Origin of the sequence: Klebsiella pasteurii, assembly GCF_018139045.1 — a bacterium.
GTDB classification, from domain to species: Bacteria; Pseudomonadota; Gammaproteobacteria; order Enterobacterales; family Enterobacteriaceae; genus Klebsiella; species Klebsiella grimontii.
Map to the genome: position 1 here is coordinate 427,375 of NZ_CP073236.1, position 13,185 is coordinate 440,559.

A 13,185-nucleotide genomic window follows, 5' to 3' on the forward strand; every position below is an offset into this window, starting at 1 on the left:
TATACGTTAAACGTATAGGCAAAATAAAAATGAAGAAGCAAGAGCGTATAGATCGGATCGAACTGATGCGTACGTTTATTCGTATTGTCGAGGCCGGTTCTCTCTCCGCTGCGGCGGCACAGATGAATACGACCCAGGCGACGGTAAGCAGACGGCTTCAGTCACTGGAGGCGCTGCTTGGCGCAAAGCTGATTCTGCGTACCACCCACGCGATGAAGCTGACCGATGATGGTGAACGCTGCTATCAGCACGCCCGACAGGTCGTCGATGCCTGGCTGGCACTCGAGGACGACCTGCGGATTACCGATGATCGGCCCGTGGGAATATTACGAGTGCGGGCGCCGCATGCGTTCGGTCAGCAGCAGCTGCTGGGGCCGCTGGTGGATTTTTTGCAGCGCTATCCCCAATTGTCGGTGGAATGGATGTTGAACGATAAGACGGTTGATTTCCTGAGCGATGGTATCGACTGCGCGATTCGCGTGGGAGCGGAGGTGGATCCGGCTACGGTATCGGTATTGCTGGCCGAGGTTCCGCGTAGCGTAGTCGCTTCGCCGGCGCTGCTGGCGAACTCGCCGCCGTTAAACGCGCCGCAGGAGATGTCGATGCTACCGTGGATAGCCATCAGCACGTTCTATCAGCATGAGGTGACGCTGCGGTCTCAGATGGATGAGCAAATTGTCACCTTCGGTATCGCGCCGTGCCTGAGTACCGATAGCGTGCATGTTGCTCGTAATACCGCGCTGGCGGGGCTAGGCGCGGCGATCGTGTCGAGCTGGGCGGTCGTGGAAGATATCGCCGCCGGGCGGCTGGTAGAGCTGTTCCCGCAGTGGCAAGCATCGCCGTTGCCGGTACACCTCGTCTATCCCTGGGCGCGCTACTATCCGACGCGGTTGCGTAAGTTTCTCGATCTGATGCGCGAGGTTATGCCTCAGGTGGCGGGGATGCAGCGGCCGGAAGGGGAATAAAAAAGACCGGCCACCAGGGCCGGTCTTGTAGAGGTTACTCTACGGACTGCGGACGGGTAGGTCCGGCTGTGGCTTTATGCGTGGCGCTATGGCCGCCAGCAGAGCCTTTACCGTCAAAATCAAAGTTCGGGCGAACCCAATCGCTTTGACGCGGCGCTTCAGGCACGTAGTCCGGTGCAGGCGCACGCGTCATCGGCGCCGTCGCGTGACGATTGGCGACCTTAACAACCGGCGCGGCTTCGACTGCTGGCTTAGTCTCAACCACCGGCTCCGCTACTGGCGCTGGCGCAGAAACGACAGGCGCTTCTTCAACAACCTCAGGCGTTTCTTCAACAACCTCAGGCGTTTCTTCAGCTACAACTGGTTCAGACACAGGGGCCGTTGCTTCCGGCTCGACGGCGTCTTTCGCATCAACTTCGACGGCTTCTGCGACAACGTCTTCAACTACGGCTTCATCGGCTTTCGCAATCAGCTGCGGCTGTTCATCAACCGGGGTGGCGATAACTTCCGGATGGGTAGTTTCAACGACCGAAACTTCCGGTTCGTTAATCACCGCCACAGGTTCGGAGATGGCTGCGTTATCTTCGGCTGCTGCCGGCGCAATCACTTCAGAAACAACCGGCTCGGCGGCAGCCGCTGGCGTGATGATCGGCTCAGCCGCAGCGACGGAGAACTCCTGAACCGGAGCGTCTTCCTGCTGCTGGTCCTGCGGGCGAACCACCGGATAGCGGATCCACACTTTACCAGACGCCATTTCCGGTGATGCGCAGGCAACGGTCAGCGGCATCGGGGATTGTGTCGGATAACGCTCATCACGGTAACGACGACGGCGCTGGCCGCTTACGCGCAGGTGACGAGGCGAGCGGCGCGAACGGCGCGGCATGCCGTTAGATTCGCGAGCTTCACCGTTGTCGTCATGTTCCGCAGCTGTCTCAACAACCGCCGGCAGATCGACTTTTGCCAGTTCAGTACGTGGAGCAGCGTTTTCCGGCTGGACAACAGGCGCTTCTGTTACCTGCGCTGCGGCTACCGGCTCGACAACCTGCTCAGCGGCAGCAGATTCGAAACGAACCTTCTGCGCCAGCTGGCGCGGTTTACGACGCGGCATAGTCTGCACGCGTTCTTCCTGCTCGCTATCCTGTACGATTGGCTCTTCGCGGGTTTGCGTTTTGGCTTCCTGCTGAACCTGACGTTTATCATCGTTACGACGACGATTACGTTCGCGACGCGGCTGCTGCTCGTCGCGAGCTTTGCCTTTTTCGCTATCTTCTACCGTGGTCTGGCGAATTTCGCGCGGCTCGGCGTTCTGCTGCTTCTCACGACGGTTACGGCGGTTTTCTTCGCGAGATTCCCGGCCTTCGCTATTCTCGGCACGATTATCGCGGCTATCGCGATTATCCCGGTTGTCACGACGGTCATTGCGATCGCGGCGGTTGTTAGAACGCGGTTTACGACGCTCCTGCTGACGTTCGGATTTCTCTTCCGCTTTTTTCTCAACCTGAACTTCTGCCGGTTTAGTCTCTTCCGCACCGGAGAACATATTTTTCAGCGCGCTGAAGAAGCGGGCAACCAGACCCGGCTGGGCCGGTTTTGTGGCCTTCGGTGCGGATGCGGCAGGCGTAACGGTAGCCGCTGCCCTGGCCGGCTCTTCCTGTGCCGGAGCCGGAGGGGCTTCTGGCATGACAAAAGCGGCCAGCGCTGGTTGTTCCGGGAGTTTACGCTCAGCCGGCTCTTCATCAGAAGGCATGGCCATCTCTTCTTCGTGCAGTTTCGGCAGCAGATAGCTCAGCGTGGAGGTTTCTTCGCCTTTACGCACGCGCAGAACGGAGTAGTGCGGCGTTTCCATCTGGTCGTTTGGCACGATAATGACGCGCACATCGGCCTGACGGGTTTCAATCGCGCTTACCGCAGCACGTTTTTCGTTCAGCAGGTAAGAAGCAATCGGCACCGGCACGATAGCGTGAACTTCTTTGGTGTTCTCTTTCAGCGCTTCTTCTTCGATCAAACGCAGAATGGAAAGCGACAGCGATTCGTTATCGCGCACGGTACCCGTTCCGCTACAGCGCGGGCAGACGTGATGGCTGGACTCGCCGAGCGATGGGCTGAGGCGCTGGCGCGACATCTCCAGCAGTCCAAAGCGTGAAATATGGCTGATCTGGATCCGCGCTCGGTCCTGACGGACAGCTTCGCGCAGGCGGTTTTCCACCGCACGTTGATGGCGAACCGGGGTCATATCAATGAAGTCGATAACGATCAGGCCGCCAAGGTCGCGCAGACGCAGCTGACGAGCGATTTCATCTGCCGCTTCAAGGTTGGTGTTAAACGCTGTTTCTTCGATATCGCCGCCGCGGGTGGCGCGTGCGGAGTTGATATCAATAGCGGTCAGCGCTTCGGTACTGTCGATAACGATAGAACCACCGGAAGGCAGACGCACTTCACGCTGGAAAGCGGATTCAATCTGCGATTCGATCTGATAGTGGCTGAACAGCGGGATTTCCCCAGTGTACAGTTTAATTTTGCTGCTGAAATCCGGACGACCCAGCGCCGCGATGTGCTGGCGAGCCAGCTCAAGCACTTTCGGGTTATCAATCAGAATTTCGCCGATATCCTGGCGCAGATAGTCGCGGAAAGCGCGCACAATCACATTGCTTTCCTGATGGATCAGGAAAGGAGCTGGGCGATTTTCTGCGGCTTTCTGGATGGCTTCCCAGTGCTTCAGGCGGAAGCTTAAGTCCCACTGCAGCGCTTCGGCGGACTTGCCGACGCCTGCGGTGCGAACGATAAGTCCCATGCCGTCCGGTAGCTCAAGGCTGGCCAGCGCTTCTTTAAGTTCGGTGCGATCGTCACCCTCAATGCGGCGTGAAATACCGCCAGCGCGTGGGTTATTTGGCATCAGCACCAGATAGCTGCCCGCCAGGCTAATAAAGGTCGTCAACGCGGCGCCTTTATTGCCACGCTCTTCTTTATCAATCTGGACAATAACTTCCTGACCTTCACGCAGCACGTCCTTGATGTTCGGACGACCATGAGAATTGTAGTTGGCAGGGAAGTATTCGCGGGCGATTTCTTTAAGAGGGAGGAAACCATGACGCTCGGCACCATAATCAACAAACGCGGCTTCGAGGCTAGGTTCTATACGAGTGATTTTGCCTTTGTAGATGTTCGCTTTTTTCTGTTCGTGCCCGGGGCTTTCGATATCCAGGTCGTACAGGCGCTGCCCATCAACAAGGGCGACGCGCAACTCTTCCTGCTGAGTTGCGTTGATTAACATTCTTTTCATCGTAACTTACTCATTATTCTTACATTGACGACTAAGCTACGGGCAGAGTAACGCCTTACCGGGGGAAACCGATGGCCTCGTGTCTGTTTCACGTCGCCAACCTCACGGTTGTCGCGCGCTTAAGAGGCGCAGAGTGTCGGTCGCCTGTATTTCAAACGGAAACACAGCGCAATTATCAGGGGAACTGCCTGGGATGTATCACCAGAGAAGATTCCATTTATACCCATCGTTTTTCACGTAGCCGGCGTGGCGGCTTAACCTGCTCATCTTAATCATTTGATCCAGATGAGCGCCGGGATATCCCAGTGTGAACGCCTTCCTGCGACGTGAAATCCATAGAGCCTGTACCGGTAAGGACTGCAACCCGCAGCCCGCTAACTGTCTGAAAGATCAATACGTCTTACGCCATTGCTGCGTTGATGATCGGTCAGACAAAATTGGTCATTCCGCTAATTTCTTGTTCTAACAAGTTTCAGCACGGAATACTGCATCATTATTCCATTGCTAAGCTTGTTATAGCAAGTTGACTTTCACCTTTTATCACCCGGTTACTCACAGTTTTTTCACCTGCGTATACAGATTGTTCTAATAACAAACAAAACGATGATGAAGCATACGGTGAAATCCGGATGATGATAAATATAAGCATATAAAAATGAGTGGCGCTAATGCGTCGGGCTATTTAAAATCGCGCACCATGAAAACTGAGATCCCAAGCGTAAAAATGGTTGCCATTGCTGATGATGAAGCCGGGCAACGTATCGACAACTTTTTGCGTACGCAGCTGAAGGGCGTACCGAAGAGCATGATTTATCGCATCTTGCGTAAAGGCGAGGTGCGGGTTAACAAAAAGCGCGTGAAGCCGGAATATAAGCTGGAAGCCGGCGATGAAGTGCGCATCCCGCCGGTCCGCGTATCTGAGAAAGAAGAAGAGGCGGTCTCTCCGCACCTGCAAAAAGTGGCCGCGCTGGCCGATGTGATTTTATATGAAGACGATCATATTCTGGTGCTTAACAAGCCTTCAGGCACTGCGGTCCATGGCGGTAGCGGGCTGAGCTTTGGCGTGATCGAAGGTTTGCGCGCGCTGCGCCCGGAAGCGCGTTTCCTGGAGCTGGTGCATCGCCTGGATCGCGACACCTCTGGCGTTCTGCTGGTCGCCAAAAAGCGTTCAGCGCTGCGTTCCCTGCATGAGCAGCTGCGCGACAAAGGCATGCAGAAGGATTATCTGGCGCTGGTGCGCGGGCAGTGGCAATCGCATACTAAAGTGGTGCAGGCCCCGCTGCTGAAAAATATTCTGCAGAGCGGTGAGCGTATTGTGCGGGTTAACCAAGAGGGGAAACCTTCTGAGACGCGTTTTAAAGTCGAAGAGCGTTTTACCCATGCGACCCTGGTGCGCTGCAGCCCGGTAACCGGTCGTACGCATCAAATCCGCGTGCATACGCAATATGCCGGCCATCCCATCGCTTTCGACGATCGCTACGGCGACCGTGAATTTGATAAGCAGCTGGCAGGCACCGGCCTTAACCGACTGTTTCTCCATGCGGCGGCGCTGAAGTTTACCCATCCGGGGAGCGGCGAGATAATGCGTGTTGAAGCGCCTCTGGATAATCAGCTTAAGCGCTGCCTGCAGGTTTTGCGTAGCGCCAAATAACCGCCACCAGGCTCAGGGCTTGAGCCACCTGGCAAGCCAGGGGAAAACCTCATCCTGCTGTTCTTTATAAAAGACGTGGCCCAGTTCCGGCCACGTCTTCGTTTCCAGCTTATCCTGCGCATTTTGCGACTCCCACACTTTATGCATTTTTGCGAAGGCATCGTTAACGGCTTCTGCCGGGAACAGCTTATCCTTGCCGCCGCTATAAATGAGCATCGGTTTTGGCGCGGCGATGCTGGCAATATCGGGAATGTCGAGACGGCCGGATAAGCCTGGATGAAGCATATAAAAGGCCGATTGCCCGCGCAGGACGTTGTTGCCCGGCTGCATCAGGCCGCGCCAGGTACCAAACCAGGAGATAACGGCAGTCGCGGCCACTTTGTCAGACAGGGCGGCCAGTTGCCAGGCGCGGAAACCGCCCATTGAGAAACCCAGTACCCCAATGCGTTGACTATCAACCGTTTTTAAAGTGCTGAGGAAATCAACGGTACGCAGATCTTCATAGGCGACTTCACCTGCCAGCGAACGCCCAAGGTTAAAGTAGTTACTGGCCAGGGCCTGCTGCTGCTCGTAGACCATAGGCCCTCGATCTCCCCAGCCTGGGCTATCGATGGCTATCACGACGTAACCACGCTGCGCCAGTTCATCACCGATGAACCGACCGTTGAAAAATTTATCCGCCCACGCCTGAGCGCTGGCTAGCCGCGCGGCGTCACGCCAGGGTCGGATCAGCTTCTCCTTACCAATATCAAACTTTGAGCCATGATCGTGTAACAGGACAATAGCCGGGTGAGGGCCGGGTGATTTTGGCGTCAACATCAGCGCGGCAATCCTGTTTTCGTCGGTTACGTTGAAGGCCAGCTTCTCGGCGATATAGGTTCCCCGGTTTTCTCTCATGAGCGTTTGCGGCGCGTAGGGGATTGTCGACGCCGGGGTCAGCAGAGACTGCCGAAGCAGCGTACGAGCCTGCTGACGCCATTGATTAAAATTACGATAGTTGCCAGAAAGCCACGAGTCCGGGTAGGTCATCTGCGCTTTCAGCTGCTGCCAAGAGGCGGGAAGATTGTCCTCTACGATGCCCTGGCGCTGCCAGTCATTGGCATTGGCGCTGGCGGCGGCCAGCAGGGCGAGGGACAAGAGCGTAGCGCGGGTAGGCATAATGTCTCCATTTAAAAATAAAACATCGTTTCATTATTTAATTGGATTGTAATGGCGCTGGAAAAATAAACTGTGACAGGCGATGCATTAATTAAGTTGGGGTAAAACGGATTCCGCGCCGCCGGTCAGCGGCTAAAACGTTGTTTAAAGGCGGCTGACGGCCTCATAAAGAGGCCGCATGGAATCGCGGTCAGGTGAGCAGAGGGTTACACTCCTCCCGGCGCAGCATCTGGCAGAGGGCAATGAGCGGCAAACCGACCAGCGCGTTGGGATCGCGCCCCTCGAGGCGGTCGAACAGCGTAATGCCCAACCCTTCGCTTTTAAAACTTCCGGCGCACTGCAGCGGGTTTTCCTTGCGGATATAGCTCTCAATTTCCTGATCGCTTAAACGACGGAAATGAACGTCAAAAGGTTCGCATTCGGTTTGCAGGTGACCGTTGGCGGAATTGTACAGCGCCAGGCCGGTATAGAACGTGACGATGGTGCCACTGGCCTTTCTCAACTGGCGATGGGCGTTTTCTTCCGTGTGCGGTTTACCGGTGATCTCACCGTCCAGGACGCAAACCTGATCGGAGCCTATAATGAGGTGGTGTGGGTAGCGCGCGGCAAGGGCCTGCGCCTTTGCCTGCGCCAGACGCAGCACCAGCTGGCGGGCGGGCTCGCCGGGCAGCGGTGTCTCATCAACTTCCGGCGCCGCGCATTCAAAAGGCACCGACAGTTTTTCCAGCAGCATTCGCCGCCAGGGCGAGGTTGACGCGAGGATTAGTTCAGACATATTTTTTCATCCACATATAGCGCTTCGCAGAGCATCATTTTAAACTATGCGCCGCAATGTGTGCGAATAAATGGCAAAAGGCAACCTGAGGCTGCCTTTTTCTTTGACTCTATGACGTTACAAAGTTAATATGCGCGCCCTATGCAAAAGGTAAAATTACCCCTGACTCTCGATCCGGTTCGCACGGCTCAAAAACGCTTAGATTACCAAGGTATCTATACCCGTGATCAGGCTGTGCGTGTCGCTGATTCTGTTGTCAGCGTGGACAGCGATGTGGAATGCAGCATGTCGTTCGCTATCGATAACCAACGTCTTGCCGTGTTAAACGGCGATGCGACGGTGTCGGTGACCCTCGAATGTCAGCGTTGCGGGAAACCGTTCCCCCATCATGTCCACACAACGTATTGTTTCAGCCCCGTCAGAAATGACGAACAGGCCGAGGCACTGCCGGAAGCGTATGAGCCGATTGAGGTTAACGAATTCGGTGAAATCGATCTGCTGGCGCTGGTTGAAGATGAAATCATCCTCGCCTTGCCCGTAGTTCCGGTGCATGATTCTGAACACTGTGAAGTGTCCGACGCGGACATGGTCTTTGGTGAACTGCCTGAAGAGGCACAAAAACCAAATCCATTTGCCGTATTAGCCAGCTTAAAGCATAAGTAATTGAGGAGTAAGGTCCATGGCCGTACAACAGAATAAACCAACCCGTTCCAAACGTGGCATGCGTCGTTCCCATGACGCGCTGACCGCAGTCACCAGCCTGTCTGTAGACAAAGCTTCTGGTGAAAAACACCTGCGTCACCACATCACTGCCGACGGTTTTTACCGCGGTCGCAAGGTTATCGCTAAGTAATCACGCATTACTCCATGGATTTCGCGTTGCAAGAAGACGCAAGCGAGAGAAGCACCGGGAGCATAGCTCACTATGTGACAGGTGTGAACGAGCGCAGTCAACGCACTTGCAGCGTGAAAGACGAAGAGTAAAAGCGTGATGAAGCTTAGTGAGGATTTCCCCGGGTAACTGGGGAATAACCGAACCGGGCAGCGACGATACCTTGACACGTCTAACCCTGGCGTTAGATGTCATGGGCGGGGATTTTGGCCCTTCCGTGACAGTGCCTGCAGCATTGCAGGCACTGAACTCTAATTCACAACTCACACTTCTTTTAGTCGGCGATCCCGACGCTATCGCGCCATTACTTGCCAAAGCTGATTTTGAACAACGTTCACGTCTGCAGGTTATCCCTGCGCAGTCGGTTATTGCCAGTGATGCTAGACCCGCGCAGGCCATTCGCGCCAGTCGCGGTAGCTCAATGCGCATTGCGCTCGAGTTAGTAAAAGAAGGACGGGCCCAGGCCTGCGTCAGCGCGGGTAACACCGGAGCGCTGATGGGGTTGGCGAAGCTGCTGCTCAAGCCTATTGAGGGAATTGAGCGCCCTGCGCTGGTTACCATGTTACCGCATCAGCTTAAGGGCAAAACGGTGGTGCTGGATTTAGGCGCTAACGTCGATTGCGATAGCACGATGCTGGTGCAGTTTGCCGTCATGGGGGCGGTTCTTGCCGAAGAAGTTATCGGTATTAAGAATCCCCGCGTTGCGCTTCTGAATATCGGCGAAGAAGAGATGAAAGGTCTCAGCAGCATTCGTGACGCGGCGGCGGTTTTGAAAACCCTGCCAACCCTCAACTATATTGGGTATCTGGAAGCCAACGAATTGTTGACGGGCAAAACGGATGTTTTAGTTTGTGATGGATTCACGGGCAACGTCACATTAAAAACGATGGAAGGTGTTGTCAGAATGTTCCTTTCACTGTTGAAATCACAGGGAGAGGGGAAAAAAAGGTCGTGGTGGCTGCTTTTATTAAAGCGTTGGTTACAAAAAAGCCTGTCGAGGCGATTCAGTCACCTCAACCCCGACCAGTATAATGGTGCCTGTCTGTTAGGATTACGCGGTTCCGTGATTAAAAGTCATGGGGCTGCCAATCAGCGCGCTTTTTGCGTCGCGATAGAGCAGGCAGTGCAGGCTGTGCAGCGGCAGGTTCCTCAGCGAATTGCCGCTCGCCTGGAATCTTTATACCCTGCAGGTTTCGAATTGCCTGAAGGCGGCAGAAGCGGAAGTTCCAGGCCTCAAACCCGGATGACCGGAAACGACTGACGCCTCACAGTTTGAGTTAACCCGGTATATTACCCAAGAGTGACTGAGCGTACATGTATACGAAGATTATTGGTACCGGCAGCTATCTGCCTGAGCACGTGCGTACGAACGCTGAACTGGAAAATATGGTTGATACGTCTGACGAGTGGATTGTTACTCGTACCGGTATCCGCGAGCGTCGTATTGCCGCACCGAATGAAACAGTTGCTACGATGGGCCTTGAAGCCGCTAAGAATGCGCTGGATATGGCAGGCGTAAAGCCGGAGCAAATTGGTCTGATTATTGTTGCGACCACTTCCGGTACCCATGCGTTTCCTAGCTCGGCTTGCCAGATTCAATCAATGCTGGGTATCAAAGGCTGCCCGGCGTTTGACGTCGCTGCGGCCTGCGCGGGTTTCACCTACGCGCTCAGCGTTGCCGATCAATACGTGAAAAACGGCGCGGTTGATTACGCTCTGGTGATTGGCGCTGACGTGCTGGCGCGCACCTGCGATCCTGCCGATCGCGGAACCATTATTATTTTTGGCGATGGCGCTGGCGCCGTCGTGCTGGGCGCTTCTGAAGAGCCGGGCATTATCTCCACGCATCTGCATGCGGATGGGAGCTACGGCGAACTGCTGACGCTGCCGAACGCCGATCGCGTTGAACCGGAAAACCCGATCTATCTGACGATGGCGGGTAATGAAGTCTTTAAGGTTGCGGTGACCGAACTGGCGCATATCGTGGACGAGACTTTAGCCGCGAATAATCTCGAGCGTTCGGCGCTTGACTGGCTGGTGCCGCATCAGGCCAACCTGCGCATTATCAGCGCCACGGCGAAGAAGCTGGGAATGTCGATGGACAATGTCGTCGTCACGCTCGATCGACACGGCAATACTTCGGCGGCTTCCGTCCCTTGTGCGCTGGATGAAGCCGTTCGCGATGGCCGCATTCAACGTGGTCAGCTTATTCTGCTGGAAGCCTTTGGTGGTGGGTTCACCTGGGGTTCCGCGCTGGTTCGTTTTTAGGATAAGGATTTAAACATGACGCAATTTGCTTTTGTGTTCCCGGGACAGGGCTCTCAGAGTGTCGGGATGCTGTCAGATATGGCGGCCGCTTACCCGGTAATTGAAGAGACATTCCGTGAAGCCTCTGCGGCGTTGGGTTACGATCTGTGGGCGCTTGCGCAGCAGGGCCCGGCGGAAGAATTGAATAAAACCTGGCAGACTCAGCCAGCGTTGTTGACCGCTTCCGTTGCGTTGTATCGCGTCTGGCAGCAGCAGGGCGGTAAAACCCCCGTTCTGCTGGCGGGCCACAGCCTCGGCGAATATTCTGCGCTGGTATGCGCAGGTGTTATCGATTTTGCCGATGCCGTACGCCTGGTTGAGATGCGCGGCAAGTTTATGCAGGAAGCGGTACCGGAAGGTACCGGCGCGATGTCCGCGATCATCGGGCTTGACGACGCGGCGATTGCGAAAGCCTGCGAAGAGTCTGCCGAAGGTCAGGTTGTTTCTCCGGTGAACTTTAACTCGCCAGGGCAGGTTGTTATTGCCGGTAACAAAGAGGCCGTAGAGCGCGCTGGTGCTGCCTGTAAGGCTGCGGGCGCTAAACGCGCGCTGCCGCTGCCGGTCAGCGTACCTTCCCACTGCGCGCTGATGAAGCCTGCGGCGGAAAAACTGGCCGTTGAGCTGCAGAAAATCACCTTTAACGCGCCGGCGATTCCGGTTGTGAATAACGTCGACGTGCAAAGTGAAACGGCGCCTGAAGCTATTCGTGATGCCCTGATCCGCCAGCTGTATAGCCCGGTTCAGTGGACCAAAACTGTTGAGTTTATGGCTTCACAGGGCGTAGAGCATTTGTATGAAGTTGGCCCAGGTAAAGTCCTCACTGGCCTGACTAAACGTATTGTTGACACCCTGACCGCTTCCGCGCTTAACGAGCCGGCGGCCATGTCTGCGGCGCTTGAGCAATAAAAGAGGAAAACCATGAGTTTTGAAGGAAAAATCGCGCTGGTTACCGGTGCAAGTCGCGGGATTGGCCGCGCAATCGCTGAAACGCTTGTTGCCCGCGGCGCGAAAGTTATCGGTACGGCGACCAGCGAAAGCGGCGCGCAGGCGATCAGCGATTATTTAGGTGCTAATGGTAAAGGTTTGCTGCTGAATGTGACCGATCCTGCATCTATTGAATCTGTTCTGGGAAATATTCGCGCAGAATTTGGTGAAGTTGATATCCTGGTGAACAATGCCGGGATCACTCGTGATAACCTGTTAATGCGCATGAAAGATGATGAGTGGAACGATATTATCGAAACCAACCTGTCATCTGTTTTCCGTCTGTCAAAAGCGGTAATGCGCGCTATGATGAAAAAGCGTCATGGACGTATTATCACTATCGGTTCTGTGGTTGGTACCATGGGAAATGCGGGTCAGGCCAACTACGCTGCGGCGAAAGCGGGTCTGATTGGCTTCAGTAAATCACTGGCTCGCGAAGTTGCGTCCCGCGGTATTACTGTAAACGTTGTTGCTCCGGGCTTTATTGAAACGGACATGACGCGTGCGCTGACCGATGAGCAGCGTGCGGGTACTCTGGCGGCAGTTCCTGCGGGGCGCCTCGGCTCTCCAAATGAAATCGCCAGTGCGGTGGCATTTTTAGCCTCTGATGAAGCGAGTTACATCACCGGTGAAACTCTGCACGTCAACGGCGGAATGTATATGGTCTGACCGAGATTTGCGCAAAACGCTCAGGAACCGCGCAGTCTGTGCGGTTCACTGTAATGTTTTGTACAAAATGATTTGCGTTATGAGGGCAAACAGCCGCAAAATAGCGTAAAATCGTGGTAAGACCTGCCGGGATTTAGTTGCAAATTTTTCAACATTTTATACACTACGAAAACCATCGCGAAAGCGAGTTTTGATAGGAAATTTAAGAGTATGAGCACTATCGAAGAACGCGTTAAGAAAATTATCGGCGAACAGCTGGGCGTTAAGCAGGAAGAAGTTACCAACAATGCTTCCTTCGTTGAAGACCTGGGCGCTGATTCTCTTGACACCGTTGAGCTGGTAATGGCTCTGGAAGAAGAGTTTGATACTGAGATTCCGGACGAAGAAGCTGAGAAAATCACTACTGTTCAGGCTGCCATTGATTACATCAACGGCCACCAGGCGTAAGTGAACATCTCCAGGCGGTCATTCGACCGCCTGAGTTTTATCTAAATTTTGTCCCAC

Annotated in this window: 12 protein-coding genes; 9 read left to right on the forward strand and 3 right to left on the reverse strand. The window is 54.9% G+C overall.

Going from position 1 to position 13,185, the window contains the following annotated elements; all coding sequences use genetic code 11:
- The first annotated feature begins 29 nt into the window (after positions 1-29).
- A complete protein-coding gene (locus tag KCG39_RS01910; RefSeq protein ID WP_112166324.1) occupies positions 30-965 on the forward strand; it encodes a LysR family transcriptional regulator in 936 nt (311 codons plus the stop codon).
- A gap of 34 nt (positions 966-999) precedes the next feature.
- Here the strand turns inward: KCG39_RS01910 and rne are convergent, their stop codons facing one another.
- Positions 1,000-4,245: a ribonuclease E gene (gene rne, locus KCG39_RS01915; RefSeq protein WP_142467725.1), complete on the reverse strand. Its 3,246-nt coding sequence runs from the start codon at positions 4,243-4,245 to the stop codon at positions 1,000-1,002.
- Positions 4,246-4,942: 697 nt separating this feature from the next.
- Between rne and rluC the strand changes: the two genes are divergently transcribed.
- Positions 4,943-5,896 carry a 23S rRNA pseudouridine(955/2504/2580) synthase RluC gene (gene rluC / locus KCG39_RS01920; RefSeq protein WP_004132333.1) on the forward strand — a complete coding sequence of 318 codons (954 nt, stop codon included), beginning with the start codon at positions 4,943-4,945 and terminating at the stop codon, positions 5,894-5,896.
- Positions 5,897-5,908: 12 nt separating this feature from the next.
- On the opposite strand, the gene KCG39_RS01925 is transcribed toward rluC, so the two are convergent.
- Positions 5,909-7,054 (reverse strand): dienelactone hydrolase family protein, encoded by a 1,146-nt coding sequence (locus KCG39_RS01925; protein ID WP_142467724.1) that lies wholly within the window; start codon positions 7,052-7,054, stop codon positions 5,909-5,911.
- Positions 7,055-7,244: 190 nt separating this feature from the next.
- Positions 7,245-7,829, reverse strand: a complete 585-nt coding sequence (locus KCG39_RS01930) for a Maf family protein (protein WP_004131392.1) — start codon at positions 7,827-7,829, stop codon at positions 7,245-7,247.
- A 141-nt stretch (positions 7,830-7,970) separates the two neighbouring features.
- On the opposite strand from KCG39_RS01930, the gene yceD reads away from it, so the two are divergent.
- From yceD to acpP, 7 genes are all read left to right on the forward strand, one after another.
- Positions 7,971-8,492 carry a 23S rRNA accumulation protein YceD gene (gene yceD, locus KCG39_RS01935; RefSeq protein ID WP_004131393.1) on the forward strand — a complete coding sequence of 174 codons (522 nt, stop codon included), beginning with the start codon at positions 7,971-7,973 and terminating at the stop codon, positions 8,490-8,492.
- A 16-nt stretch (positions 8,493-8,508) separates the two neighbouring features.
- On the forward strand, positions 8,509-8,682 hold the full coding sequence (gene rpmF / locus KCG39_RS01940) for a 50S ribosomal protein L32 (RefSeq protein WP_004101077.1): 174 nt from the start codon (positions 8,509-8,511) through the stop codon (positions 8,680-8,682).
- A 202-nt stretch (positions 8,683-8,884) separates the two neighbouring features.
- Positions 8,885-9,982 carry a phosphate acyltransferase PlsX gene (plsX, locus tag KCG39_RS01945; protein ID WP_071988293.1) on the forward strand — a complete coding sequence of 366 codons (1,098 nt, stop codon included), beginning with the start codon at positions 8,885-8,887 and terminating at the stop codon, positions 9,980-9,982.
- Between the two features lie 53 nt (positions 9,983-10,035).
- Positions 10,036-10,989, forward strand: coding sequence for a beta-ketoacyl-ACP synthase III (locus tag KCG39_RS01950; RefSeq protein WP_004131395.1), 954 nt, complete (start codon positions 10,036-10,038; stop codon positions 10,987-10,989).
- Between the two features lie 15 nt (positions 10,990-11,004).
- Positions 11,005-11,934, forward strand: a complete 930-nt coding sequence (gene fabD, locus KCG39_RS01955; RefSeq protein WP_049112598.1) for an ACP S-malonyltransferase — start codon at positions 11,005-11,007, stop codon at positions 11,932-11,934.
- Between the two features lie 12 nt (positions 11,935-11,946).
- The gene (fabG, locus tag KCG39_RS01960) at positions 11,947-12,681 is read left to right on the forward strand and encodes a 3-oxoacyl-ACP reductase FabG (RefSeq protein WP_004131399.1); all 735 of its coding nucleotides are present in this window, start codon (positions 11,947-11,949) and stop codon (positions 12,679-12,681) included.
- A 210-nt stretch (positions 12,682-12,891) separates the two neighbouring features.
- A complete protein-coding gene (gene acpP / locus KCG39_RS01965; RefSeq protein WP_000103754.1) occupies positions 12,892-13,128 on the forward strand; it encodes an acyl carrier protein in 237 nt (78 codons plus the stop codon).
- The last annotated feature ends 57 nt before the right edge of the window (positions 13,129-13,185 follow it).